This window comes from Streptomyces sp. NPDC002779 (assembly GCF_042888685.1).
Classification (GTDB): Bacteria; Actinomycetota; Actinomycetes; order Streptomycetales; family Streptomycetaceae; genus Streptomyces.
The window spans coordinates 303,987-327,297 of the sequence record NZ_JBIAQC010000004.1 but is presented as its reverse complement, the minus strand read 5'-3'; the positions used below and the strand labels follow the sequence as shown (position 1 = coordinate 327,297).

Annotated in this window: 27 protein-coding genes; 12 read left to right on the top strand and 15 right to left on the bottom strand. The window is 71.5% G+C overall.

Going from position 1 to position 23,311, the window contains the following annotated elements; all coding sequences use genetic code 11:
- The first annotated feature begins 52 nt into the window (after positions 1-52).
- Positions 53-739, top strand: a complete 687-nt coding sequence (locus tag ACFYW5_RS14270) for a DUF998 domain-containing protein (protein WP_389417257.1) — start codon at positions 53-55, stop codon at positions 737-739.
- On the opposite strand, the gene tpg is transcribed toward ACFYW5_RS14270, so the two are convergent.
- Positions 736-1,293 (bottom strand): telomere-protecting terminal protein Tpg, encoded by a 558-nt coding sequence (tpg, locus tag ACFYW5_RS14265; RefSeq protein ID WP_389417256.1) that lies wholly within the window; start codon positions 1,291-1,293, stop codon positions 736-738. The genes ACFYW5_RS14270 and tpg overlap by 4 nt on opposite strands.
- 4 nt (positions 1,294-1,297) lie before the next feature.
- Complete coding sequence (tap, locus tag ACFYW5_RS14260) at positions 1,298-3,448, bottom strand: telomere-associated protein Tap (RefSeq protein ID WP_389417255.1); 2,151 nt, start codon at positions 3,446-3,448, stop codon at positions 1,298-1,300.
- A 173-nt stretch (positions 3,449-3,621) separates the two neighbouring features.
- Between tap and ACFYW5_RS14255 the strand changes: the two genes are divergently transcribed.
- The 7 genes from ACFYW5_RS14255 to ACFYW5_RS14225 all read left to right on the top strand — a co-directional run bounded on the left by ACFYW5_RS14255 (position 3,622) and on the right by ACFYW5_RS14225 (position 10,496).
- Entirely contained in the window at positions 3,622-4,620 is a 999-nt protein-coding gene (locus ACFYW5_RS14255) for a helicase associated domain-containing protein (protein ID WP_389417254.1), read from the top strand.
- 152 nt (positions 4,621-4,772) lie between these two features.
- Positions 4,773-5,963 carry a sensor histidine kinase gene (locus ACFYW5_RS14250; protein ID WP_389417253.1) on the top strand — a complete coding sequence of 397 codons (1,191 nt, stop codon included), beginning with the start codon at positions 4,773-4,775 and terminating at the stop codon, positions 5,961-5,963.
- Positions 5,960-6,622, top strand: coding sequence for a response regulator (locus tag ACFYW5_RS14245; protein WP_389417252.1), 663 nt, complete (start codon positions 5,960-5,962; stop codon positions 6,620-6,622). Before ACFYW5_RS14250 ends, ACFYW5_RS14245 begins: the two co-directional genes overlap by 4 nt.
- Positions 6,623-6,742: 120 nt before the next feature.
- Positions 6,743-7,516: a DUF899 family protein gene (locus ACFYW5_RS14240; RefSeq protein WP_389417251.1), complete on the top strand. Its 774-nt coding sequence runs from the start codon at positions 6,743-6,745 to the stop codon at positions 7,514-7,516.
- A gap of 181 nt (positions 7,517-7,697) precedes the next feature.
- On the top strand, positions 7,698-7,901 hold the full coding sequence (locus ACFYW5_RS14235) for a cold-shock protein (protein WP_031486274.1): 204 nt from the start codon (positions 7,698-7,700) through the stop codon (positions 7,899-7,901).
- 89 nt (positions 7,902-7,990) lie between these two features.
- A complete protein-coding gene (locus ACFYW5_RS14230) occupies positions 7,991-9,706 on the top strand; it encodes a DEAD/DEAH box helicase (protein ID WP_389417250.1) in 1,716 nt (571 codons plus the stop codon).
- Between the two features lie 142 nt (positions 9,707-9,848).
- Complete coding sequence (locus ACFYW5_RS14225; RefSeq protein WP_389417248.1) at positions 9,849-10,496, top strand: hypothetical protein; 648 nt, start codon at positions 9,849-9,851, stop codon at positions 10,494-10,496.
- On the opposite strand, the gene ACFYW5_RS14220 is transcribed toward ACFYW5_RS14225, so the two are convergent.
- The gene (locus ACFYW5_RS14220) at positions 10,497-11,390 is read right to left on the bottom strand and encodes a phosphorothioated DNA-binding restriction endonuclease (RefSeq protein ID WP_389417246.1); all 894 of its coding nucleotides are present in this window, start codon (positions 11,388-11,390) and stop codon (positions 10,497-10,499) included.
- Positions 11,391-11,519: 129 nt separating this feature from the next.
- Between ACFYW5_RS14220 and ACFYW5_RS14215 the strand changes: the two genes are divergently transcribed.
- On the top strand, positions 11,520-11,792 hold the full coding sequence (locus ACFYW5_RS14215; protein ID WP_389417245.1) for a hypothetical protein: 273 nt from the start codon (positions 11,520-11,522) through the stop codon (positions 11,790-11,792).
- A 26-nt stretch (positions 11,793-11,818) separates the two neighbouring features.
- Here ACFYW5_RS14215 and ACFYW5_RS14210 read toward each other — a convergent pair whose 3' ends face one another.
- Positions 11,819-12,466 carry a DUF1707 domain-containing protein gene (locus ACFYW5_RS14210; protein ID WP_389417244.1) on the bottom strand — a complete coding sequence of 216 codons (648 nt, stop codon included), beginning with the start codon at positions 12,464-12,466 and terminating at the stop codon, positions 11,819-11,821.
- A 124-nt stretch (positions 12,467-12,590) separates the two neighbouring features.
- Between ACFYW5_RS14210 and ACFYW5_RS14205 the strand changes: the two genes are divergently transcribed.
- The gene (locus ACFYW5_RS14205) at positions 12,591-12,824 is read left to right on the top strand and encodes a hypothetical protein (protein ID WP_389417242.1); all 234 of its coding nucleotides are present in this window, start codon (positions 12,591-12,593) and stop codon (positions 12,822-12,824) included.
- 38 nt (positions 12,825-12,862) lie between these two features.
- On the opposite strand, the gene ACFYW5_RS14200 is transcribed toward ACFYW5_RS14205, so the two are convergent.
- The 9 genes from ACFYW5_RS14200 to ACFYW5_RS14160 all read right to left on the bottom strand — a co-directional run bounded on the left by ACFYW5_RS14200 (position 12,863) and on the right by ACFYW5_RS14160 (position 20,394).
- Positions 12,863-13,417 (bottom strand): YciI family protein, encoded by a 555-nt coding sequence (locus ACFYW5_RS14200; RefSeq protein WP_389417240.1) that lies wholly within the window; start codon positions 13,415-13,417, stop codon positions 12,863-12,865.
- A gap of 68 nt (positions 13,418-13,485) precedes the next feature.
- Positions 13,486-14,199 (bottom strand): VOC family protein, encoded by a 714-nt coding sequence (locus tag ACFYW5_RS14195; RefSeq protein WP_389417239.1) that lies wholly within the window; start codon positions 14,197-14,199, stop codon positions 13,486-13,488.
- Positions 14,200-14,241: 42 nt separating this feature from the next.
- Entirely contained in the window at positions 14,242-14,406 is a 165-nt protein-coding gene (locus tag ACFYW5_RS14190; protein ID WP_389417473.1) for a DUF6174 domain-containing protein, read from the bottom strand.
- Positions 14,403-14,720 carry a hypothetical protein gene (locus ACFYW5_RS14185; protein WP_389417237.1) on the bottom strand — a complete coding sequence of 106 codons (318 nt, stop codon included), beginning with the start codon at positions 14,718-14,720 and terminating at the stop codon, positions 14,403-14,405. The genes ACFYW5_RS14190 and ACFYW5_RS14185 overlap by 4 nt, the downstream gene beginning before the upstream one ends.
- A gap of 93 nt (positions 14,721-14,813) precedes the next feature.
- The gene (locus tag ACFYW5_RS14180) at positions 14,814-15,350 is read right to left on the bottom strand and encodes a hypothetical protein (RefSeq protein ID WP_389417236.1); all 537 of its coding nucleotides are present in this window, start codon (positions 15,348-15,350) and stop codon (positions 14,814-14,816) included.
- Between the two features lie 204 nt (positions 15,351-15,554).
- The gene (locus tag ACFYW5_RS14175; protein WP_389417235.1) at positions 15,555-16,619 is read right to left on the bottom strand and encodes an N-acetylmuramoyl-L-alanine amidase; all 1,065 of its coding nucleotides are present in this window, start codon (positions 16,617-16,619) and stop codon (positions 15,555-15,557) included.
- A gap of 335 nt (positions 16,620-16,954) precedes the next feature.
- The gene (locus ACFYW5_RS14170; RefSeq protein ID WP_389417234.1) at positions 16,955-17,770 is read right to left on the bottom strand and encodes an SAM-dependent methyltransferase; all 816 of its coding nucleotides are present in this window, start codon (positions 17,768-17,770) and stop codon (positions 16,955-16,957) included.
- An 81-nt stretch (positions 17,771-17,851) separates the two neighbouring features.
- Positions 17,852-18,961 (bottom strand): ABC transporter substrate-binding protein, encoded by a 1,110-nt coding sequence (locus ACFYW5_RS14165; protein WP_389417233.1) that lies wholly within the window; start codon positions 18,959-18,961, stop codon positions 17,852-17,854.
- Between the two features lie 539 nt (positions 18,962-19,500).
- A complete protein-coding gene (locus ACFYW5_RS14160) occupies positions 19,501-20,394 on the bottom strand; it encodes an oxygenase MpaB family protein (protein WP_389417232.1) in 894 nt (297 codons plus the stop codon).
- Between the two features lie 212 nt (positions 20,395-20,606).
- On the opposite strand from ACFYW5_RS14160, the gene ACFYW5_RS14155 reads away from it, so the two are divergent.
- Positions 20,607-21,245, top strand: a complete 639-nt coding sequence (locus ACFYW5_RS14155; protein ID WP_389417231.1) for a DUF4328 domain-containing protein — start codon at positions 20,607-20,609, stop codon at positions 21,243-21,245.
- Positions 21,246-21,250: 5 nt separating this feature from the next.
- Here the strand turns inward: ACFYW5_RS14155 and ACFYW5_RS14150 are convergent, their stop codons facing one another.
- Positions 21,251-21,937, bottom strand: coding sequence for a TetR/AcrR family transcriptional regulator (locus tag ACFYW5_RS14150; RefSeq protein ID WP_389417230.1), 687 nt, complete (start codon positions 21,935-21,937; stop codon positions 21,251-21,253).
- Between the two features lie 82 nt (positions 21,938-22,019).
- On the opposite strand from ACFYW5_RS14150, the gene ACFYW5_RS14145 reads away from it, so the two are divergent.
- Positions 22,020-22,739 carry an NAD(P)-dependent oxidoreductase gene (locus ACFYW5_RS14145; protein WP_389417229.1) on the top strand — a complete coding sequence of 240 codons (720 nt, stop codon included), beginning with the start codon at positions 22,020-22,022 and terminating at the stop codon, positions 22,737-22,739.
- A gap of 5 nt (positions 22,740-22,744) precedes the next feature.
- On the opposite strand, the gene ACFYW5_RS14140 is transcribed toward ACFYW5_RS14145, so the two are convergent.
- Entirely contained in the window at positions 22,745-23,179 is a 435-nt protein-coding gene (locus tag ACFYW5_RS14140; RefSeq protein ID WP_389417228.1) for a tetratricopeptide repeat protein, read from the bottom strand.
- Positions 23,180-23,311 lie beyond the last annotated feature (132 nt).

Below are 23,311 nucleotides of genomic sequence, written 5' to 3'. Positions count from 1 at the left end.
TCCGGGGTGACCCCGATGTCCTGAGGTCACTCGCCGGTCGAGGATATGAACCATGATCACTCCCGAGCACCCCACCCTCAGCCGCCTGCTCGGCCCCGCCGTCTGGGGGGCCGTCGTCCTGGCGGTGAACGCGGCCCTGTGCTCTCCTCTCGACACCGATCCTCAGCTCAGTCCGCTGTCGCTGACCGTCAGCGACTTCGCCGCGCTGGACCGCGGGGGGCCCATCGAGACGACCATGGCGTTGCTGGGTGGGATGTCCCTGCTCCTGCTGGTGGTCGCGCGCGGGCGAGTCAGGGCCGTGCGCGGGCTGCCGTCCCTTCTGCTGGCGGTCTGGGGGCTCGGGCTGCTGCTGGCCGCGGTGGTGCCGACGGACCCGCTGACCACGGAGTTGAGCGGGTCTGCCTCTATCCATCGGTATGCCTCGGTCGCGGCGTTCGGTGCGCTGCCGGCCGCCGGTCTGCTCCTGGCGCGGCGCCTCAGGTCGGATCCGCGGGCGGCCGGCACCGTCCGATGGCTGCGCGGCTCGGCGTGGGCCGCGATAGCCGGGGCCGCGCTGATGGCCTACTCGGCCGGTCCGGGCGGCCGGGAGCTCATCGGCCTGGTGGAACGCCTGCTGCTCGGCAGCGAGGTGGTCATGCTCGGCGTACTGGGCCGGTTCATACACCGGCAGCCGACGGCTTCCGCTTCTGGGCTTCGCCACCGGAGCGGTCGGCTTCCTGCCAGCGGCGTGGGCTCCTAGAAGGACACGTCGAAGTAGTCGATGTCGGTGATGTCGACTTCGAGGTTGTCGGCGCGGCGTCCGCTGTCCTTGAAATAGATCTCCTGAAGTCCTTCGGCGACGATCCCGCGCAGTTGGGCATCCGCGGCGCCTTGCCGGCGGGCGTCGAAGAGGCGGTGGGCGTACTCGGGCGGCAGGTGGACGGTCAGGCGGCGCATGCGGGGATCGTCAGTGGTGCCGACGGGGGCGGTGTAGCCGAACCGGGCGCGTGTCTCGATGGTCAGGCCGGTGCTGGTGGCCGCCTTCTTGCGGGCCTGCTGCCGCACGCGCGGCTGCCACGCCTTGGCGACCTCCCGCTCCAGCGCCGCCTTCAGCGCGGGGCGTGGGTGCTTGGCGGTCCCGGCGAGGTAGCGCTCCACCTGGCGCCGCGAGATGCCAAGACGGCGCGCCACGGCCTTCGTGGAACCCTTCTCCGCCCGGGTCAGCAGCCGCATCTGGGCGGCCGGTGTCTTCGGCGGCGGCTTGGTGACGTGTTCGAGGTCGGCGCGGTCCAGGGCGTCGTCGATGTCCCCCACCGGGCTACTCCCCTTCCTCGAGGACGGCGTCGCCGCCCTTGATGTGGCGGGCCGGGTTGAAGCCCTGTTCCATCAGGTCGACCGCCCAGAGCATCGACTGGACGCCCTCCAGTTTCGCCAGCCCCGGGGTGGGCCCGAGCCGGAAGCCGCCGGGCTGGGGCTTGCCGGAGGCCGCGTACGGCAGGAAGTCCAGGGGGCTCGGGCCGGGTGAGGGGTAGACGACGCAGTCCGACAGCACGGCGAGCGGGTATAGGCCCGTCAGTTTCGCCATGTTCAGCAGCTTGCGGTGCATGTTGACGCGGGCCTTGCTAATGACCGCGGCGCGGATGTCGGGGCGCCAGGTAGGGCGTTCCAGAGCCGGCCAGCGCTCGCCTTCCTTGTAGTGCCTGCCCTGGGGGCGCTCGCGCAGTTTGCCCACGCCGCCCTTGACCGTGGCCTTGATCGCGGTCAGTACGGCGGTCAGCGCCGGGTCGATGTCCTTGTGCCGTTCCATCGCGGCCAGGAAGTCGCTGTCGGAGAGGTCCTTGGTCACGCCGAGGTCGGCGAGGGTGTCGACGTAGGCGTTCTTGAGCCGGTCGTGCCAGGGGTCCAGGTAGGCGCCGGTCTCGCGCCGCAGGTACGCCTCCAGCGGCTGGACGTTGTACCCCAGCTCCTGGGCGTAGGCGACGGTGTGGGTCTGATACCAGGCCGGGCCCTGCGGGCGCTCTCCCGTCGGTGTGAACGGACTGGGCAGGCGGGGGTCCAGCTCGACATGGCTCAGGTCCACCAGCCAGGAGCCGGGAATCTTCGGGTTGAAGGCGGGGGCGTGGAAGTGGTCGGGGGCGGACAGGCCGACGACCAGGCGGGCCGCGGCGGCGAGGAACGCCGTGTTGAGGTCCAGGCCGACCGCGTGCGGCAGCGTGCACTCGTCGTCGGTGAGCAGGTCCACGGGCCGGACCCACTGGTACGCCTCCTCGTCCAGGAACCCGCCCCGCCAGCCGGAGTTGACGACGACCGGGTGCTCCTGGGTGGCCTCCGGCGGCGCGGGGTCCATCGGCTGCGTGCCGAGGCTGCCGGGGTTGTGGCCGGAGGTCCAGTTGCCGGTCGTCCCGTCCCGCTCGGGGCGGGTGGGCGGGCGCAGCGCGGTCATCAGCTCCAGCCCGGACACGGCCGTCGATCCGCGCGGGGTGATGACCCGCTGGGCGTACAGGCCCAGGACGCGGGCGATGTCGGCCGGCGCCATGTCGGCCACGCCGGGCCAGGACCGCTCGTCGAGTGCCTCCCACGGCAGGGTGGCGAACTGCACGCACTGCCGCGCGCTCCCCTGAGCCTTGCGGTAGACCCGCGCCCACGGCCCGAACCCGCGCTGCGTCAGCTGCCACTTCGCCTTCACCACCTGCCGGACGACGGGGTGGTCGTCGGGCAGGCGCAGGTTGCGGCGGTCCTCCAGCCGTTCCGGAAGCCCGAACCGCACGGCGGCCTCGGCGGTGAGCGCGATCAGCGGGTCGGCGTCCTTGCCGTGGCGGTGCAGCTTCGGCGCGCCGAGGCCGGACTCGCGCAGGGTCCACTCCACCAGTTCCGGGAAGGTGGTCGCGGGGCAGTCCAGGACGATGCCGCCCACGCAGTAGGCGGATCCGTCGCCGTCCACCACCGCGAGCGGCCCGTGCGGGAAACGCGGATCGGCGAAGGGCAGCGCGGCGGGCTGCGTGGTGGGCTGCCTCGCCGCTCGGCCCCCGGCCGCGGCCACCCGCCCGCTCGTCGGCGCCTCCAGCGATCTCGGCGGAGGCCCGGCCTGCGGCACGATCGCGGCGCCTCGCGTCCGCGGGGCGGGCGTGGGCTCGGGTTCGGGCGCCTCCGGAAGCGAGGGCGTCGGCGGGGCGGGGCGCTGCGCGGCCGCGGTGACACTGGGGGCGGGGACGGGGGCGGGGGCGGGGTGCCTCTCGGCCCAGCCGTCCAGGAGCCGCTTGTAGGCGGCGAGCCGGGGGCCTCGGGGCTCACTCCGGCCGTTCTCCCAGTTCTTCACGGTCTGTTCGGTCACGGCCAGCGCCTTCGCCGTACGCGCCTGGGTGATACCGGCGGCCTCACGCAGCCGTACCCGCTCCGCGGGCGGCGGCAGTTGCGGCTCCTCCTCCAGCAGTGCTTCCACGGACAGGAGCAGCTCTTCCTCGGATGCCATGCGCGCCCACCTCCGCGGCGACCCTAACAGTTTTACCCTCCCATTTAACCCATGTGACAATCTGTTCGATGATCGTGGCGCAGGACCCTCAGGCGTGTTCCCCCTGGCGTACGAGAGGATCGACGCCGCAAGGCCCGGGGGCACGGCACGCGAGAGAGGGACCGAAGAAGGCGGTGCAGCCGTCGCTGCGCATCGGCCCGCCGCCCCAGGAGGGTGAGGAGGAGTCACGGCTCCTGCTGCGCTTCGCTTCACCGCGCGACCCTCAGACGGTCGCGGCCTGGGTGTCCTTCAACGTGATCGACACCGAGCGGCAGGACTGGGCACGCGGCTGGGCGAAGCTGAAGGCGTTCACCGGACGAACCGGTCACGCCCGTGTCCCGTACGAGCACAAGGAGGGCGCCTACCCGCTCGGGCAGTGGGTCGCGGAGCAGCGACGGACGTACGGGGCCGGGCAGCTGAGCGGCCTGCGGGCCCGGCGGCTGGAGCAGCTGGGCATGGTCTGGAGCCTGGCGGACGAACGCTTCCAGGAGAACCTGGCGGCGGCCCGCGTCTACTACGACGAGCACTGGACCCTGTGCGCGCCCCGCTCCGCGACGGCCCTGGACCGCCCGCTGGGGCAGTGGCTGTCCAACCTCCGCCGTCCCGGCGCGCTGGCCGAACACCCCGACTGGGAGGAGGCGTTGCGGGCCGTCGACCCCGACTGGAACCCCCCGTGGCCCACCGACTGGCAACGGCACTACGCCGCCGTACGTGAGCTCCTGCGCGAGGAGGACCGGCCCGAGCTGCTGCCTGGCGTCACCTGCCACGGGATGGACGTAGGGAAGTGGCTCCACAAGCAGCGCCGGCCCGCGGTGTGGCAGGCGCTGGCGGCCGGGCAGCGCGAGCGCCTGGAACAGCTCGGCATCGCACCGTTCCCGCCTGAGCCGCAGGCTCCCGCCACGCACCGCAAGGGCGGCGCCGGTGCTTTCGAGCGGGGCCTCGCGGCCCTGGCGCAGTACCGGGCGCGCACGGGTTCCCTGACGGTTCCCCGGGCCCATGTGGAGCGGCTTGACGACGGCACCGAGGTGAAGCTCGGCGTATGGCTGACGAACACCAAGACCAGGCGGGCGCAGCTGAGCACCGACCGACGTCAGGCGCTGGCCGACCTCGGCCTGGACTGGGCGGCACACTGACCGGCCGCCCCCGTACCCCACGTAGGAGCGGCCGGGCGGGTGCCGTGAGTGCCGGGCGGCCAGTCCTCGCGTCCGAAGGTCACGTGACCTTCGGCAGGGTCCGTGGCGGGGCGACGGCACGTAGCCTGGAGCGCCTGGCTCGGGGAGGAACGATGGCGACACCGGGGCTGAGCGCCCGCCGCACGAGCCCTGGCACGGACTCCGCGCCTGGGGCGCCCCCACGGCCCGTCCCCTGGGTCGCGCCCCTGCTCTACCTCGCCGTCCTCCTGGCGGGCCTGACCGCCGCGGCCCACAACGGTTCCCTCGCCACCGCCCCTACCGCCGCCTTCGTCGCAGGACTCCTGCTGCTCCTCCTGCTGGAGCGCATACCGGTCCCGTCCCGGTCCCTGGCGCTGCTCGGGGCCCGTCTCGGCCTCATCGTCGCCGTCACCGCACTCGACGACTCGGGCCTGTCCCGCGCCCTGCTCGTCCTGGTCCCTTTCACCGCCTACTTCGCCTTCGGCCGTACGGCGGCGCTCGCCCTCGCCGGCGGCTGCGTGGCCGTGGTCCTCGCTCTCTACACCCTGTCCGACCCCGCCTGGTACGCCGACCCCGCCTACGTCTCCGATCTGCTCATGCTCCTCATCGGCCTGGTCCTCGCCCTCGCCATGGCCGCGGTCGCGATCGGCGAGCAGCAAGGCCGGGCCCGGCTGGAGGAGTACGCGGCACGGATCGCCGAACTGTCCGCCACCGCGGAACGCAACCGGCTGGCCCGCGACATCCACGACAGCCTCGGGCACCATCTCACCGCGGTCGCCGTCCAGTTGGAGAAGGCCGCCGCCTTTCGCGGCCACGATCCGGACGCCGCCGACCAGGCCGTGGCGGACGCCCGGCACTCGGCGGACCGCGCGCTGGAGGACGTACGGACATCGGTGCGCGCCCTGCGCGACGACCGTTCCGCACCCCTCCCGCTGCCGTCCGCGCTGGCCGACCTCGTACGTCAGCTGGACGACGGCCGCGTCGAGGTGTCCCTGCGCGTCGACGGAGAGCCCTACGACGGCCCCGCCGGGCCTGCGCTCACCACCCTCTACCGCGCCGCCCAGGAAGCGCTCACCAATGTGCGGCGGCATGCGGACGCGCGGCGGGTGAGCGTGGTCCTGACGTTCGGCGCGGACAGCGCGCGTCTCGTCGTGGCGGACGACGGGCGCGGGTTCCGGCCCGGGGCCGTCACGGGTTTCGGGCTCCTCGGCATCCAGGAGCGGACGCGGCTGGTCGGCGGCACGGTCGAGATCGACAGCGCCCCGGGGGCGGGCACGCGGATCACCGTCGAGGTCCCCCGCACCGGAACGGAGACGGACGCATGACCGACAATCCGAAGTCCCTGCCCGTGTCCGTCCTCGTCGTCGACGACCAGCAGCTGGTGAGGGACGGCATCGCCTCACTGTTGGGCATCCAGCCCGGCATCGTGGTGGCGGGCACGGCGGTCGACGGCGCGGACGCGGTCGAGAAGACGCTGGCGCTCGCGCCGGACGTGGTGCTCATGGACGTACGGATGCCGGGCATCGACGGCGTAGAGGCGCTGGCGATCCTGCGGCGGCGGGGCTGCACGTCCAAGGTCGTCATGCTGACCACCTTCGACGACGAGGAGTACGTGGTCGAGGCGCTGCGGGCGGGCGCCGGCGGCTACCTGCTCAAGAACCTGCCCGCGGCGCAGCTCGCCGACGCGGTGCGGCTGGCACACGCCGGGGTCACCCAGCTCGACGCCGCGGTGACCGCTCACCTGACCCCTCCCCCAGCCCCACGGCTCCCATCCGCCCCTCCTCCCGGCGCCACCGGACTGACCGCCCGCGAGATCGACGTACTGCGCCTCCTCGCCGACGGCTCGACCAACCGCGAGATCGCCGCCCGCCTCTTCCTCAGCGAGGGAACCGTCAAGAACCACATCTCCCGCGTCCTGTCACGCCTCGGCCTGCGCGACCGCACCCAGGCCGCGCTGTACGCGCGCGACCAGGGGCTGCTGTGACAGGAGTGGCCGAGCACGAGCACGGCCGATGAGTTCCGGGCGGGCCGGGAGTCTGTACCCGTGACCGTCGTGGCGGCGTCGTTACGACGCTGCCCGCCACGCGACCCCACGGAGGACACCATGACGACCACTCCTAGTGACCCGACGCCCGGCCGTCCGCCCGTGGTGGACCTGGCCACCTGGCAGGCCGCCCGGGACGAGCTGCTGGTCCGCGAGAAGGCCCACACCCGCGAGGGTGACGCCATCGCCGCGGCCCGCCGCCGGCTGCCGATGGTGGAGTTCGACGGGACGGCCGAGGTCGTCGGACCCGACGGCCCGGTCCCGTTCCTGGACCTGTTCCAGGGCCGCGACGAGCTCGTCGTCTACAAGCACATGTGGTACGACGGTGCGCCGCCCCAGGGGCAGTGCGAGGGCTGCACCACCACGGCCTGGCATCTGAAGGACGCCGTCTACCTCAACGCCCGCGGTGTCTCGTTCGCGCTCGTGACCACGGGCGCGTGGGAGGAGGTGGCCGCCTTCGTCGGGTTCATGGGCTACACCCAGCCCTGGTACTCGGTGCGCGGCGTGGAGGAGCCGGTCGGCGGCGCCATGGGCTACCTGACCAGCTACCTGCGCGACGGCGACCGCGCGTTCCTCACCTACTCCACGACGGGCCGCGGTACCGAGCGGGCGAATGGGTCCATCGGCCTGCTCGACATGACGCCCTACGGCCGCGGCGAGGCCTGGGAGGACAAGCCCGAGGGCTGGCCCGAGGGGGACGTCCCGTGCTGGTCGTGGCGGTCGGACGCGGACGGGAACGCCACCTGGGGCCCGACCAGCCGCCCCGTTCCGCAGTGGAGCCGCCCCGGCGCCGGCCCCGTACAGACCCTCGGTCGGCACGGCTCCTGCCATTGATCAACATTCGTCGCACGAAGATCCACCACGGGCCGCCAAGCTGTGCTACCGTTTTCTTCGTTGCAGTTGTGGTACCCATGAACCTATGTGCGCCTGACGGGAATGTTTCTCCTTCGGGCGCATATTTAGTTTTTACCGGCATCTCCGGATGGGCCCTCTGCCTACCCAGAAGGAGAACGTCATGGCACAGGGAACCGTGAAGTGGTTCAACGCCGAAAAGGGTTTCGGCTTCATCGAGCAGGACGGCGGCGGCCCCGACGTCTTCGCCCACTACTCGAACATCGCGACGCAGGGCTTCCGTGAGCTCCAGGAAGGCCAGCGGGTGACCTTCGACGTCACGCAGGGCCAGAAGGGCCCCCAGGCGGAGAACATCGTCCCCGCCTAATCGGCCGGACGCGTATCCGCTCGACCGGGGTCCGCACCGCTTGGTGCGGACCCCGGTTTTGTGCTGTTTCCAGGAAGGCAAAGAACTGCATGTCCCGTAGGCCCCAGAAGCCGAACCGGCGCGTCTCGTCCCCCGTGCCGTCCGCGTCGTCGCCCAGGGAATTCCGGCTGCCGGAAAACACGACACCCGCCCTGCCCGCCGTCGAGGACTTCGCCGGTCTGGACATGCCCGCGGGGCTGCTGAAGACCCTCACCGCGCAAGGTGTCACCACCCCCTTCCCCATCCAGGCCGCCACGCTGCCGAACTCGATCGCCGGCCGCGACCTGCTAGGACGGGGACGCACCGGCTCCGGCAAGACCCTCGCGTTCGGGCTCGCCCTGCTGGCCCGTACGGCCGGACAGCGCGCGGAGCCCAAGGCGCCCCTCGCCCTGGTGCTGGTGCCCACCCGTGAACTCGCCCAGCAGGTGACGGACGCGCTGACGCCCTACGCGACGGCGGTGAACCTCCGCCTGACCACCGTCGTCGGCGGCCTGTCCATCACCAAGCAGGCCAATGCGCTCCGGCGCGGCGCCGAGGTGCTCGTGGCGACTCCGGGCCGCCTCAACGACCTGGTGGACCGCGGGGACTGCGTGCTCGGCAGCGTCGGCATCACGGTGCTGGACGAAGCCGACCAGATGACCGACATGGGCTTCCTGCCGCAGATCACCAAGCTGATCCAGCAGGTGCGGCCCGACGGACAGCGCATGCTCTTCTCGGCCACCCTGGACCGCAACATCGACCGCCTGGTGCAGCGCTTCCTCACCGACCCCGTGGTGCACTCCGTGGACCCGTCGGCGGGCGCGGTGACCACCATGGAGCACCACGTGCTCCACGTCCTGGACGAGACCGACAAGAAGGCCGTCACCACGCGCATCGCGGCCCGCGACGGCCGGGTCATCCTCTTCCTGGACACCAAGCGATCCGCCGACCGGCTCACCAAGCGGCTGCTGGCCGTCGGTGTCCGCGCGGCGGCCCTGCACGGCGGCCGCTCGCAGCCGCAGCGCAACCGCACCCTGGAACAGTTCAAGACCGGCCAGGTCACCGCGCTGGTCGCGACGAACGTCGCCGCCCGGGGCATACATGTCGACGACCTCGACCTGGTCGTGAACGTCGATCCCCCCGCCGACCACAAGGACTACCTCCACCGGGGCGGCCGCACGGCCCGCGCCGGCGGTTCCGGCAGCGTGGTCACGCTGGTGCTCCCCGAACAGAAGCGGGACGTCACCCTGCTCATGTCGGACGCGGGCATCCGCCCCCGCACGGCCCGCGTCACCTCCAGCGACGCGGCCCTGGCCACCATCACCGGCGCCCGCGAGCCGTCCGGCGTCCCCGTCACCATCGCGGTACCCGAGCCGGCCACGCCCGCGGCGTCCCGCCCGGCCCGGAAGACCGCCACCGAGCCCGGCAAGCGGTCCGCCCGCAGCCGCCGTGGCGGCCCGCGCGCGGGAGCGACGACCGGCACCGCGAACGGTACGGACCGCCGAGCCGGGACGTCTGCGGGGAGTGGCGCTGCCACGACCGGCGGGCGCGGCACGGCCCGGCGCACCGGATCGGGTGCCGCCGGCGCCGCGGGAGGCCGCGGCTCCGAGGCCAGGACCACGGGCGGTACGGCGAAGGGCGCCGCCTCCGGCAAGGCCGTCCGCGCGTCCGGCGGGCGCCGGGCTACGGCGGCCGGGGGCACGGGCGGCAGCGGCAGCACCGCCGGCCGAGGCACCGGCAGCCGCGGCGCCGGCAGCCGAGGTGTCCGCCGCAATTCCGCGTCGTAGGACTCTGCTGAGCACCCACAGGGGGTGGCACGGGCGTGCGGGGCATTGCCCCCACCTGTGCTGCCCCCGTGGCGTATCCAAAGGGCGAGCCCCTCGCCGCGGGCGAGGGCGCCCGCCTGTTGATCATTGATACCGTCCCGCCATGGTTGAAGATCAGAGATCATCCAGCGCGCCGGTGACCGCGGCCGATGTCGAGCAGGCCGTGCGTCTGGCGGTTGCCGCGCTGCGGGGGGCCGAGGGGGCGGACTGGAGCGTGAAGGCCGGTTCGCTGGAGTGGGATTGCTGGGAGACCGTCGAGCATCTGGCCGACGACCTGTTTGCGTATGCCGTGCAACTGGGCCCGGCGACACCGCCGTTGGACGCCCACGTCCCCTTCGACTGGACCCGTCGGCGGCCGGGTGGGCCCGCGAACTCCGTCTTCGCGGACCGTAAGGCGGGGCCGGCCGGTCTGCTCCAAGTACTGGAAGCCTGCGGCGCCTTGCTGACGGCCATGGTCCGCACCACTCCCCCGACGGTTCGAGCGCATCACATCTTCGGCGCGGCCGATCCCGAGGGATTCGCGGCGATGGGTGTCGTCGAGACCCTGGTCCACACCCATGACGTCGCCGAAGGGCTGGGCGTGGACTGGACACCCCCGGCCGACCTGTGCGATCGCCTACTCACCCGGCTCTTCCCCGACACCCCGACCGACACAGCCCCCTGGCTCACCCTGCTCTGGGCCACCGGCCGCACCGAACTCCCCCACCGGCCCCGCCGAACCGAGTGGCGCTGGTACGGCGAGCCTCGCTGATCAGGGCGCAGCGGCTGGGCGCGGACTGCCGTGGAAGACCTGACGGGCGTGCCAGTCGCGATGGGTGTCCGCCACGGGGCGTATGCCCGGCTGTGGACCGACGAGCGGGCGGCCGGCGAGGGCTATGACGTGCTCACGGGCTGCGGGGCTGTGGCCGACGAAACCCTGCGAGACCAGGATCCGGTGGCCGTCGCCGACGCCGAGGACTCCCTTGTCGAAGAGCTTGTGGTGCAGCGAGCACAGACAGAGGCCGTTCTCGATCTCGTCGGGGCCGCCGAACGCCCACCACCGCACGTGCGCGGCCTCCAGACCGACCGGGACCATTCCGATCCTGCCGTCGTAGCCGCAAAAGGCACACCGGTACTCGTAAGCGGTCAGGACCAGTTCCCTCATGCGCCGGTCCCGCTGTCGCCGCGCGGGCGTGAGCAGCTCGGTCTCCGCGGGCTCCAGTTCCAGTCCGACGGCTTCGCACAACTCGCCGTGCAGCGAGGGCGGGAAGTGCAGGTCGAGGAGTACGCGTGCGATGCGGACGAGGAGGTTGGGGTCCCGTCGCAGGGCCGATCTGAGGTCCGGCGCGAGGCGTCCGGCGGCACGCGTTTCCCGGAGCTCTCGCAGTCCGGTTCCCGGGCTGCCGGGTCCGCGGTCGGTGTGCACCTCCCACACGCCGTCGCTGACCAGGTGGTGGAACGGATAGGCCGGTGTCGTCCGGTTGGGCGGGCCGTATTCGGTCAGGAGCCGTTGCAGGTCTTCCTCCACCGCGCTGTACCGGAGCTCACCCTCGGCGTCTTCCTGGAAGCGGCCGAGGGCGTACAGGAGCAGTAGCGGCTTATGGGGAGCGCGCGTCCCGTTCCTCGCCCACTGTCTGAGCTTCGCGGTGCGTTCGAGCCAGTCCATGGGCGGTGATCGTAGTGGCATGCTCACTTACGGTCTGTAACAGGTGTTACAGACCCTTGCGAGGCTGCTGGACCCAGGTGCTCCGGCGCTCGGCGCGCGATAACGGGCGACGGTTCTTACGCTCGTGTAGTGGCACACACCTTCGAGGAGCTGATCCAGAAGCAGCGCGCCGCGGACGAGGCGCATCGCCGGGTCGAGGCCCTGCTTGTGCAGTACGGGCCCGCGACTCACATCGGCGGCTGGTCCGGGATGCAGCGGCAGACGTACAACACCGCCTGGCGAGCCTGGCGGGACCTTGAGCGGGACGCGCATACCGCCATCGCGGAGTACGCGAGGGAGCAGGGTGCGTCCCTCAGTGGCGTGGAGGCCGAGGTGGCGGCGTCAGTGCGGAAGGCGGAGTAGCGCGCCCGCGGCCGGCCGGCGCGGCTTCAAGCGCCCGCCGGCCTGCGCAGCAGCCACTGTCCGAGTGTCCGGCGCGGGGGCCGAACGATCACGGGCCCGTGGACCTTCCGGCCGACCAGTTCCACTCGCAGCACGACCGGCGCTTCGGAGTCCGCCGGGTCGCGGCGGTACTTGATTTTGCTGTGCATGAGTTGCAGGCCGTCGGTGTCGACCACGACGCCCGGCCGCGTGACCAGCGTCAGAGCCTTTCCCGTCATCGCCACGTCGATCCGCAGGGTGTCCTGCGTGATCACGGCGTCGGTGAAGTCCAGCGTCACATCGCAGAACGTCACCGCGAGCTCCAGCCGCCGCGGCACCACCCAGCGCCCCACGCGCTCGACCGCGGCGCTGTGGACCTGTTCGATGCGCACGACATCCTTGACCGGCACACCGGTCACACCGGCCGTGGCCGACACCGGCGGCAGATCTGCGGTGAGCGGGATCAGTTCGCTCAGCGTCCGTGCCGACAGGGCGGCCTCCAGGCGCTCGTCCAGCTCGTCCGCGGTCAGCAGGCCGTCACCCGCCGCGATCCGGAGCACCTCCACGACTCGGTCCCGGTCCGCATGAGACGCGCGCAGTTCGGGCGGCGAGCCGGGCCCGGAGCCCTTCCCGGTGGGCGACATCTCTCCCGACATACTTCCGTCCTGGTCCTGTCGACACGTCTCGCGCGGCGCGGGCAGCGACGCGAGGAGAAGACTAACGCCGACGGGGCTGCGCCAAGGGTGACGTAGGCTCACCGCCGGGGAAAGGAGCTTGCCCATGACCTCCGACGGCGAGCGGACACGGATCACGGTCGACGGCGAGGAGTTCGAGGTCGTCCAGCCGCACGACAGGCCCGGCTCCTATGACCTCAGCTGGCTGACCGGACCCGACCCACAGTACGGGTTCGGCTTCCAGACCCATCCCCCGGCGCCGGTCAGCCGCGCCGAACTCGAAGAAGCCGCGCGGGACTTCCTCGCTCAGGTCGACCCGGTTACCGGCCACATCGAGTAGGTGACCAGGACGCTCTACGGGTCCCCAAGCCGCGCGGATCACTCCTCGCGCCCGCCGAACTGCCAGTCATGAACCTCGATGTCGGCATACCGGTCCGGGGTGAGGACGGCGCGTGCCGCTGCCGCATCGGGAGCCTTGAGCAGCACCGCCGTTCCGAGCCAGGTGGAGCCGTCGTCGGAGAGCAGGGGCCCGTAGGCGATGAGGTCGTTCCCTCGGTCGGTCGGCACGGCGAGGTCGGCGCCCTGCCCCTCGCCGAGGCCGAGCACCAGGTACCGGTTGCCGCCGTCCCGGCCGCCGGGGAAGTCCCACATCGTGCGCCCGAGCAGGTTCCGCCAACGGCGCACCAGCACGTCCCGGTACACACCGGCCTGATAGTTGGGCTCGTCGAAGGCGAACGCGCGGGCCGCGGCGGCATCGGGCAGATCGACGATGTGCACGCTGCCGGTCGGCGCATCGGCGCCGGCGGCGAAGGTCGGGCCGCGGGCGATCATCCGCGCCGCGTACCCGTCCATGTACGACCAGTGCTCTTCCAGCAGCTGCTCGCGCAAGGGCAGGGCGCGGGGCCGGTCGCGGTGGTAGCAGAAGTACTCCATGGCCGCAGAGCCTGTCTCACAACCCGCGGGGCATCAACCGACTTTGGCGGCGAGGGGTGGCAATGGCTTCACGCTCCTTCACCGGATCGCAGATCGTCGAGGCGCGCAAGGGCGTCCCGGGCCGCGTCCTGTTCCTCGGCGGTGAGACGAAGGGCCGCGGCCCGGGTGAGTGCGGATGCCATCGCCTCGTCGTCCCCGAGCCGCCCGGCGACGTCCGCCCGCAGCACGAGGAGCTGCAACAGCTGCACACACGTGGGCCTTGCGTCCTCCAGGCCCAGCACACGGTCGATGACCTTCGCGGCGCTCGCGGGGTCCTCCTTGGAGTCGGCGAGCAGGGAGGCGTGGTGCAGGGCGCGCGCGAAGGTCTCCTCGGGCGCGGTCCGGTGGTGCGGGTCGTCACTCGTGGGCTGCCCGACGCGGATGCAGTTTCCGCCGGGATCCTTCATGAGGAACTGCCGTACGCCGTACGACATGTCCTTCAGCGGCCCCAGGCGGGGGAGTCCACGGGTCGGGATCCTTCCGTACGCGGCCTTGAGTCCGGCCCGGAAGGCCTCGTGGAGCCCGTCGACGTCACCGGTCAGCACGTAGCAGGTACTGAACGAGTTGGCCGGGTCGTACTGCTTCATCCCGAAGAACTGCAGTTGGATCCCGCCCCGTTCGACGACCGCGTAGGGGTTGGGGCTTCGCTGCTGGAAGGTCACCTCGAAGCCGAGAGCGGTGTAGAAGTCGAGCACGGGCGGGAGGGTTCGGCACGGAAGGATCGGAATGGTCTTCTCATCCATGCCCCCATTCTAATCAAACTTGATTAGCTGTGCGGGGCGGCTTCAGGAAGAGGGACCGGCGCCGGGCACGTCGTAGTCGCTGATGACGTACAGGGCCTCGTCGTCGATCGCGTTCTCCAGCCGGTCGATGGTGATCCGTTCCGGATGGCCGTCGGCCGCGTACTCGGCTTCCGCCTTGTCCGCGTTCTCCTCTCGGGCCTGGTTCAGTTCGGCCAGCAGAGCACCGAGGGTGGGAACTTGCTCCGGAGAACGGGCGACCAGGCGCTGTCGTCGAGGCCGACCGCCTTGGTCACGGCACCGTCCCGGACCGTCACCCGATACTTGCCGAGCAGTGAGCGCTCGCCCTGCGTCGACTCCAGCGTGTAGGCGTACGCGGCGGGCTCTTCCCAGGCCGCTCGGGCCGGTGCGACTTGGCCGTTGTTCTCGTCGTCCGTTCCGCAGGCGGCCGTGATGGTCAGCAGGGCCCCCGCCAGGACGGCGGTTGAGGCGGTACGGGCGGCGCGCGGGAATGCGGGCTTCATGGCGACGGTCCCTTCGACACGGTTCCTGCTGCTACGACGCCGGTCGAGGGCGGAACGTTCAGGCGCCGGGCCGCGCACCCGGGCGAGGAGTCGTCAGCGTTCGTCCGCCCGGGACAGCGCTTCGGTGATCAGGCGGGTGGCGAAGTCACGGTCGTCGGTGAGGCGGTTGATGTGCTCCGCGAGCAGGAAGGCGGTGGCTTCGAGGGGGTTCATCTCGTCCTCGGTCCATTCCCCGTACCGCTTGCGCCACAGGTTGGGGCTCAGCCCTGTGCCGGCGGCGACGATCAGGCCGGCCATGGTGGGGATGGCCTCGGGGCGGATGCTCCTGGGCATCATGCGCATCGAGGCGACGAGGTTGGGCACGACCCGCTCGATGACGTCCTTGCCGTGCTCCTCGTACGCCCGCCGCAGCCACTGCATGTACATGTAGATGAGGGTGCAGGCTCCGTCCAGCAGGTCGGCGACCCCGCCGGGACCCAAGGACGCCGCGAACTGGTCGGTCAGTTCCTGCTGTTCGGCGTCGGTCGAGGTCTTGGCGCTGTAGATGGCTCTGAGGCGGGAGTCGACCATCATGAGCGCGGCGTCCACATCGCCGACGGGAGCGTACTGGGGGTCGCAGGGGGATGGCACAGGACGCCTCCTCGACTGACCGTGCGTAGCACACTGGGTCCGTACAGTAGCCCGCCGACGGGGCGAGGGTCTGCCGAATTCCGATGCGGGGCTTGTTCGCCTCGGATGGCTCCCCGCGTCGTCCGGGCGGACGAGGCAGGGCACGCCGAACGGCCCATCCGGGCCTGAGACATCGCGCGGCGCCGACGGCTCGGTCCGCCCGGGTCAGCCTTCCTTCCAGACGAGTACGGAGACGACCGCGCTGGTCACGGTGATCGGCACGTCGGCCTGGTTGAGGAGCCGCACGCGCATGCTCCGGCCGGACGCCAGGCGCTTGGTCAGCGGCACCACGGCGAACGTGTCACCCCCGGTCCCCACGATTTCGGCGATGGGGTGGTCCGTGCGATGCTCCGCGCCCTGGAACTCCGACATCCGGGCCTGGACCACGCACCTGTCGGGCAGGCCGTCGAAGCGCAGGCTCAGGGAGCCGGTGAAGCGGGCCGGGCCCCGGACGAAGACGCTGCCGCCCTCGCCGTGGCCGCCCGGTTCATCGGTCCACTCGGCGGTCAGCTCGACCGAGTCCCAGGCGCCCGGCGCCAGTCGGTACGGCTCCGCCAGGCCGAGGTTGACGTATTGGGGCATGGGGTCGTCATCTCCTTCCCATACGCCGGCCGGCAGGCCCAGGCATACGGCGAGGTCGCTGCGGAAGTCCTTCATGTCGAAGCCGCGGGGGTCGGGCTTCTGGTCCGACCATTCCAGATGGCCGATCGCGCTCTTCGCGCTCCAGCCGTGCGCACGGCAGATCCCCGCGGTGGCCTTGACCATGGCGACGTACTGGGCACGCGGCCACGGGTCCCGGCCGTCTCCCTCGTTCTCGCATTCCCAGCCGTAGAAGCGGCTGTTGCCGTCCACGGCGCCCGCGCTGCCCTGGTGCTCGTCGGTGGCGGGCGGGCGGGCGCCGTACGACTCGTTCATCACGGCGGCGAGTACGTCGGGGTCGCCGCCACCGGCGTGGTTGGCCCGGCCGTTGCCGGTGAGGTGGACGGTGCCGTCCTTGGTGATGCAGCCGGTGGCCAGCGGGCCGGGCAAAGCGCTGTGACCGTGGAAGATCAGGCCCACGACGTCCGTGCTCGGCCCGGTCACGGTGTGGTGGATCATCACGCCGTGCACCGGCCCCCAAGGTCCCACGTGGTTACGGTTGTTGGTCCGCCAGCCACCGACTTCACGGACGGCGCAGCCTTCGGCACGCAGTGCCGCGACCAGCCGGTCTGCTGTGAGGGGAGCGGCCATGGTCAGTCCTCCGATCTCGGTGGGGCGGTGGCTGTCCCGGTCCACGCGCGCCGGTTCGTCCCGCCCACGCCATGCCGGGGGAGACCGGTTCACCTCGAAGGTTCTTGCCCCCGACGGGTCGCAGGCACGCCAACTGGGCCGCTGCCGCAGGGCCGGAGGGATCGATCTGGGCCATCAGGGTCACAGGTCCCGTCTCTCCCGATCAGGCCGGTGAAAACTGTCACCTCCAGTGAAGCGGGATGCGCTGGGCCCCGCCCATCCCTCGTACGGCTGAATCGGGATCATGGGCGCCAGGGGTGAACCCTGGCGCCACCTGCTGATGCCCCGATGCGCCGTTACGGCTTCCGGGCGAGACCGCCGTGCTCGGCGATGACCTCCGGGGCGGGAGCGCCGGGCTCCGGGCGCCACTGCGTGACCGGGACGACGCCGGGGTCGATGAGCTCCAGGCCGTCGAAGAAGCCGGTGATCTCCTCGACGCTGCGCAGGTTGTACGGGACGGCGCCACTGTTGTTGTAGGCGTCCTGGGCCTGCTCGAAGGCCGGGTCGATGCCGCGCGAGCCGTCGTTGATGGAGAGGTGACTGCCCGGGGGCAGGGCGTCCATCAGCCCGGTGACCAGGGAGCGGGCCTGGTCGTAATCGGCGACGTGGCCGAGGATGTTACTGAGGATGAGCCCGGTGGGGCGGTCGAAGTCCAGCGTCGCGGCGGCGGCTTCGAGGATGCGGTCGGGGTCCGTCACATTGGCGTCGATGTAGGCGGTCGCGCCCTCGCGGGTGGAGTACAGCAGGGCGCGGGCGTGCGCGAGGACCATCGGGTCGTTGTCGACGTACACGATCCGTGACTCGGGGGCGAGTTGCTGGGCCACCTCGTGGGTGTTCTGGGCGGTCGGCAGGCCGGTGCCGATGTCCAGGAACTGCCGGATGCCCGCCTCGGAGACGAGGTACGTGATGTTGCGGCGCAGGAAGGCGCGGCTGGACCGGGCGATGCTGACGATGCCGGGAAAGACGGCGGTGTACGCGTCGCCGGCCTCTTCGTCGACGGGGTAGTTGTCCTTGCCGCCCAGCCAGTAGTTCCAGATCCGGGCCGAGTGCGGAACGGACGTGTCGATCTTCTGATGCTCCGCCGGTTCGGGCATCGTCACAGGGTCATTCATGAGTCGGGGCCGTCCTTCAACCAAGGCGTGGATCTTTCACCGCACAACCTACGTCCGAACACCCGTCGCATGCCCACCGGTTCAGCTTTTCGGGCACGGGGTGTCGCAACCGGTGTGCAGGACACGGAAGCGATCCGGTCGCGCCGGGTCCCGGTCCACGACCTGGATCGGCGGGCGGGCCCACTGCCACACGCCGATGTCCGCCGTACGGGAGAACTCGATCCGCCCGCGGGCGCCCTCGACCGTGACGCTCGGCCAGGCCTCGGCGATCCGCTTCCTGTCGGTGCCGTGCGAACGCAGGATCTCGGCGAGGACGGCGATCGTGTCGTAGCCCTCGAAGGCGACGAAGGAGGGCGCTGGGGCCAACCTCTCGTGCAGGGCCCTCTCGACGCGCGCACCGAGGGGGGTGAGGTGCTCGGGCAGATAGCGCAGGAAGGGGACCCCGGCGCCGTCCTCGCCCAGCAGCGTCGCCCATTCGGCGAACTCCGGCTGCCCGGCCGGGGCGCCGATCAGGACCTGGCCGAGGCGCTGGTCCCGGCGGACGGCCTGGACGAGGGATACGGCCGGTTCCGGGTGGCCGACCAGCAGGAGGAGGGCTGTCGCACCGGTCCCGGCGAGTTCGTCGCAGACCGCGGCGGGCGTGAGTGTGTTCATGTCGAACTCGGTGACGGAGCCGCCGCGTGCGGCGAGATGGTCCCGCAGAATGCGGGTGCCGGTGGCCCAGTAGAGGCTCGGCTGGGTCGTTACGGCGATACGACGGTGTCCCGCGCCGAGGAGGAAGTCGGCGTAGGTCCGCCAGCCGCGGGACTGCGGCGGGGACAGGCGCGCGACCCACTCCGTGGGTTGCTCGGTGAGCGCGTCGAGCACGGAGGACGTGCAGAGGAACGGCAGGCCCAGGGCGTCGGCCGTGGTCGCGGCGGCTCGGGCGACGACGCTGTGATACTCCCCCGCCAGGGCGGCGACTCCCAGGCCGGCCAGTTCCTCCACGGCCGCCACGGCTCTCCGCGGATCGGCAGCGGTGTCCCGGACCAGCAGTTCCACGGCTCTTCCGCCGACGCCGCCGGCGTCATTGACCTCCCCGACGGCCAACTCCATTCCAGCGAGCAGGTGTTGGCCCGCCTCGCTCCAGCCCGGCCGGGTCAGCGGAGCGAGGACGCCGATCCGGATGGCTGATTCGGCTGGCGTATGCATGCGAAGACGTCCCTTGAGTGGTGATCGTTTCTTGTGTGATCATCGGTTGCGCCGAGAGTAGCCGAGCGGATCCCGGCATGATGGGTGTCATGGAGAGCACCAAGGGCGCAGGCGAGTGGATCGCCATCGCTTCGTATGCCAACCTGCCGGAACGCCCCCACCCGATGGCGGCCCTCCGCGGTTGACTGCGTGAGCGGGGTATCGACTGGATGCCCTTCGGGCCGGACCGGATCCGGTGGAGTCTGGCCTGCGGTATCGGAGAAGACGGCCACTGGTGGGGTGCGTTCGAGGTGAGCGTCCGCGCCGACGCGCTGCGAAAGCTGGGGCTCCATCCCGAGCAGCCCTCCTCCACGGCCGTAGGGCCGTCTCCGCCGGGATGGTGGCATGCCGCGGCGGAACGCCGCGCTCGCTTCTGAGACCGGCGTCGGGGTGGGGCCGGTGGGCTGCGGCCAATCGCTCCGGCGGGGCTGGAGGGTCTGGCCGGATGGCTGCACGAGCTGTGGGCTGGCGGCGGCGAAGGTGCGGACTCCCGCCGCCGTTCAGCTGTTCGCCGTGGCTGTCAGACGGGTTCGGGCCGCCTCCTGGATCGGGGACGGGCCGCGTGCCCACACCAGGCCCCGGCCGACCGCGGTGGCCAGCGGCCGGTCCACAGCAGCGCGTGCCAAGGCGGGCCGCCGGATGCCGAGTTCGGCCCGTGCCCAGCTCGGGAGCAGCCCCAGCGAGGCATTCATCAACACGCCCGCGACCAGCCGTTCCCGCCGATTGCGGCCGAAGCCTCGCAGGAACCCCATGGCCTCCAACGCGGCCGGAGTCGCGTGGAGTTCGGGCCGCATACCGGCCAGGTAGCGCGTGACGTCGCGTGCCGTGCGCGGTACGCGCTCCGCGCCCAGCGCCTCCGCGACGGGGGCGACCTGCGCGAAGTAGATGTCGCGTTCGGCCGGAGCGAGACGGTCCCTGGGCTTGGCGTACACCTGGTAGCCCGTCAGGAAGCTGTACACCTCGGCGGTGTGCACCCAGGTCAGCAGCGCCGGGTCGTCCGCGCGGTAGGACCGCCCGTCGGGTGCCGTCCCGTGCACCTGCGTGTGGATCCGCCGCACGACGTCGATCACTTGCCGCGCCGCCTGCTGTGAGCCGAAGGTGGTGGTGGTGATGAACCGCGCGGTGCGGGTGAGGCGGCCGACGGGGTCGGTGCGGAAGTCCGAGTGCTGGTCGACGCCGGCCATCGCCAGCGGATGCAGTGACTGGAGCATCAGCGCGGCGAAACCGCCGGTGAGCATCCCGGCCGGATGCCCGTGCACCCGCCAGGCGGGGCTGTCCGGGGCGATACCGAACAGCCCGGGATCACCGGGCGGCCCCGCATAGCGCTCCAGCTTGAGATCACCGCCGTGCACGGTCGCTTTCAGCTCGTCGGCGATCCGGTCCCGTATGCCCATCAGTGCCTCCGCGCGCTTGCGACACCTGAAATATACGTCCGCGGATTTTCCGCCCCACGCCGACGGCGGCGGCTGTATCGTGCCTCCGCACGCGATCTTCCGCGGGGCATCACCTGTTCTTTTCCTCGCGGGGGCCGCACGTCATGACCTTGTTCGACAGTCCGCGTCCGCATGCCCCGCTCCCCCAGCGGGCCGCACACCCTTCGCACGGGATGCTCATCACGCTGTCGGTGCTGCTCGCGGGGACGGCCCTCAGCGCCGGGTTCGCCGTGTTCGCGGGGGTGGAACTGTACGGCGTCATCGACGGCGCCCCCGGCTTCCTCACCGCCCCGCAGGCGGAACTCCACTCCGCGTTGTCGCTGTACGAGCGGGCCGGGAGGTTCCAGGGCGGGGCCTACCTGGTCTGCGCCCTCGGGTTCCTGGCCTGGTTCTTCGGCATGCGGCGCGCCACCGGCCGACTGGCGCCGGACCGGTTCCGCCATGGCGCGGGCTGGGCGATCGGAGCCGGGTTCATCCCGATCGCGCACTTCTGGATGCCGTATCGCGTCGCCTTCGACATGTGGGGAGCCGCTTCGCCGCTGCCGACCGACGGGCAGGCGTACCGTGCGCCGCTGTGGCCGGTGAACCTGTGGTGGGGCCTGTTCGTCTCCCACGTCCTGTTCAGCCGGTACGCCGCCCTGCGGTTCGACCGGGCCGACGACCTCGCGGAGTTGCGTGACGCGGTCCGGCTGTACCTGGTCTGCGACGCCCTGGGGATCGTGGCGGCGGGTGCCGCCCTGTTCTTCGCCGTGCGGCTGACGGCCCTGCGGGACCGGAGGATCGCGCAGGGCCCGTATCTCGGCGCCGTGTAGCCGCGTCAGCTGTGCGGGCTCCGGTGCCCTGATGCGCCAAGGGCGTCGAGGATCAGGTCGAGCCCGTAAGTGAACTCGTCGGCGTAGTCGTAGCCGGGCTTGAGGACGTACTCCGTGGCGAGTTCCGTGAGGTGGGGATAGGCGTCGGCGGGCATGTCGCTCAGGATGGCGCCCGCCACCTCTTCCAGGTCGCCCTCGCCCGTGAACGGCAGGCTCAGCTCCTGGAGCACGAAGCCGTACAAGTAGCTGTCGATCAGGGAGACGGCGTGCGCCGTCATCGGGACGGAGAGGCCTCCGGCGCGCAGCGCTCCGATGACGGCGTCGTGGTGGCGCAGGGTCGCCGGGCCGGGCCGGGAGCGGGAGTCCATCAGGCCGATGGCCCACGGGTGGCGCTTGAGGGCGGCGCGGGCCGAGAGGGCGCGGTGCCGCATTCCGCTCTTCCAGTCCGTGTCGCGCGGCGGCAGGTCGATCTCGGCGAACACCGCGTCCACCATGCCGTCGAGGATGTCCTCCCGGCCCTTCACATGGTGGTAGAGCGACATCGCCTCGACGCCCAGGGGTTCGGCGATGGCCCGCATGGTGAGCGCGGCCGAGCCCTTCTCGTCCGCCACCGCCACGGCCGTACGGATCACTCGCTCCCGGCTGAGCGGGACGCGCCCGCCGTCCTTGTCCGCCTTGCCCGCCTTGGGCATCCGCCCCTCCTCCATTGACTGCCTTACGGCATAAGGCTACCTTCCTTACAACGTAAGGCGAGACCGGCGAAGGGGCTGCGCCATGGGCACGGATCGGATGAGGAAGGTCTGCATCGTCGGAGCTTCCGGGAAGCTCGGGCGGTACATGGTCCGGCACGCGCTGGAACGCGGCTACGAGGTGGTCGGCGTCTGCCGTGAGGGCAGTGTGCCGAAGCTGGCCGAGTTCGAGGGGCGGATCACCGTCGTGCCCGGGCCGACGGACGACCGCGAGGTGATCCGGAAGGCGGTCGCCGGGTGCGACGGGGTGCTGACGGTGCTGGTGCCCTGGGGGGTGCGGCAGTACTCGTCCGGAACGGCCCAGGCGGTGCTCGATCATGCCCGGCCGGGCGCGCGGCTGGTGTTCTCCTGCGGCTGGCACATCACGCGCGACGGCAAGGACCGGTACTCATGGCTGTTCAGGGCCGGGGTACGGATCGTCGCCGTCCTGGCCAAGCTCGTCCGTGCCGTCGAGCTCGACGACCAGGTCGAGGCCTGCCGGCGGATCTTCGCCAGCGACACCCGGTGGACCGTGGTGCGCGGCAGTTCCCTGGAGGAGGGGGAGAGCCAGGGGCTGCCCGTGTGGAGCAGGCATGTGGGGGATCCGGTGCTGGCCGGCAACCTGACCCGCCGGGTGGACTTCGCCCTGTTCATGGTCGAGGCGCTGACCGACGACGGCCTGGTCCAGGAGGCCCCGGCCATCGTCGGCTGCCGAACCGCCGGCGCGCTCGCGCACACCGGCGGACCGCACGAGCGCGACCAGTAGGTAGCTCAGTCCTCCGCGGGCAGTTCGCCCGCGAACGCGGCCGCCATCCGCAGCCAGGGCGCCGCCTCCTCGCGACGGCCCTGGCGTTCCAGGGTGCGGCCCAGCATCAGGTGGGCGTAGTGCTCGACCGGGTCGCGGTCGATGATCCGGCGCAACTGCTCCTCCGCGCGCCCCAGTTGGGCGGAGTGGTAGTAGGCGCGGGCCAGCAGGAGGCGGGGGCCGGTCTGCTCCGGGACCTCCTCGACGACATCGGCGAGGAGGCGGGCCGCGCCGATGTAGTCCTTGGCCTCGAAGAGGAGTTGAGCCCGCTCCCAGCGCTCGAGAACCGTCTCCTCGCGCGGGACGCCGACGCCGTTGTCGAACAGGTGCAGGGCGCTGGCCCAGCGGTCGGGCGCGACTCCGTCGTGGGCGGCGTACTCGTTGAAACGCTCGGTCGTCATGTCCTCAGTCCTCGCATCGGTGGTTGATACATCAACCATGTGCGCCAACGTCGGTCCGGGCAGTCGTATTCCGGTGGTACGGCGGTCAGGGGCGCGGCGGGTTCCGGGTGGTACGGCGGTCGAGGGCGCGGC

Coding starts and splice junctions, on each gene's coding strand:
- ACFYW5_RS14240 (WP_389417251.1), top strand. CDS start 6,743: ATGACGACCACTCCTAGTGACCCGACGCCCGGCCGTCCGCCCGTGGTG.
- ACFYW5_RS14245 (WP_389417252.1), top strand. CDS start 5,960: ATGACCGACAATCCGAAGTCCCTGCCCGTGTCCGTCCTCGTCGTCGAC.
- ACFYW5_RS14140 (WP_389417228.1), bottom strand. CDS start 23,179: ATGACGACCGAGCGTTTCAACGAGTACGCCGCCCACGACGGAGTCGCG.
- ACFYW5_RS14185 (WP_389417237.1), bottom strand. CDS start 14,720: ATGAAGCCCGCATTCCCGCGCGCCGCCCGTACCGCCTCAACCGCCGTC.
- ACFYW5_RS14205 (WP_389417242.1), top strand. CDS start 12,591: ATGACCTCCGACGGCGAGCGGACACGGATCACGGTCGACGGCGAGGAG.
- ACFYW5_RS14200 (WP_389417240.1), bottom strand. CDS start 13,417: ATGGAGTACTTCTGCTACCACCGCGACCGGCCCCGCGCCCTGCCCTTG.
- ACFYW5_RS14145 (WP_389417229.1), top strand. CDS start 22,020: ATGGGCACGGATCGGATGAGGAAGGTCTGCATCGTCGGAGCTTCCGGG.
- ACFYW5_RS14150 (WP_389417230.1), bottom strand. CDS start 21,937: ATGCCCAAGGCGGGCAAGGCGGACAAGGACGGCGGGCGCGTCCCGCTC.
- ACFYW5_RS14210 (WP_389417244.1), bottom strand. CDS start 12,466: ATGTCGGGAGAGATGTCGCCCACCGGGAAGGGCTCCGGGCCCGGCTCG.
- ACFYW5_RS14220 (WP_389417246.1), bottom strand. CDS start 11,390: ATGGACTGGCTCGAACGCACCGCGAAGCTCAGACAGTGGGCGAGGAAC.
- ACFYW5_RS14195 (WP_389417239.1), bottom strand. CDS start 14,199: ATGGATGAGAAGACCATTCCGATCCTTCCGTGCCGAACCCTCCCGCCC.
- ACFYW5_RS14230 (WP_389417250.1), top strand. CDS start 7,991: ATGTCCCGTAGGCCCCAGAAGCCGAACCGGCGCGTCTCGTCCCCCGTG.
- tap (WP_389417255.1), bottom strand. CDS start 3,448: ATGGCATCCGAGGAAGAGCTGCTCCTGTCCGTGGAAGCACTGCTGGAG.
- ACFYW5_RS14170 (WP_389417234.1), bottom strand. CDS start 17,770: ATGAATGACCCTGTGACGATGCCCGAACCGGCGGAGCATCAGAAGATC.
- ACFYW5_RS14270 (WP_389417257.1), top strand. CDS start 53: ATGATCACTCCCGAGCACCCCACCCTCAGCCGCCTGCTCGGCCCCGCC.
- ACFYW5_RS14250 (WP_389417253.1), top strand. CDS start 4,773: ATGGCGACACCGGGGCTGAGCGCCCGCCGCACGAGCCCTGGCACGGAC.
- ACFYW5_RS14165 (WP_389417233.1), bottom strand. CDS start 18,961: ATGCATACGCCAGCCGAATCAGCCATCCGGATCGGCGTCCTCGCTCCG.
- ACFYW5_RS14225 (WP_389417248.1), top strand. CDS start 9,849: ATGGTTGAAGATCAGAGATCATCCAGCGCGCCGGTGACCGCGGCCGAT.
- ACFYW5_RS14235 (WP_031486274.1), top strand. CDS start 7,698: ATGGCACAGGGAACCGTGAAGTGGTTCAACGCCGAAAAGGGTTTCGGC.
- ACFYW5_RS14175 (WP_389417235.1), bottom strand. CDS start 16,619: ATGGCCGCTCCCCTCACAGCAGACCGGCTGGTCGCGGCACTGCGTGCC.
- ACFYW5_RS14155 (WP_389417231.1), top strand. CDS start 20,607: ATGCTCATCACGCTGTCGGTGCTGCTCGCGGGGACGGCCCTCAGCGCC.
- ACFYW5_RS14160 (WP_389417232.1), bottom strand. CDS start 20,394: ATGGGCATACGGGACCGGATCGCCGACGAGCTGAAAGCGACCGTGCAC.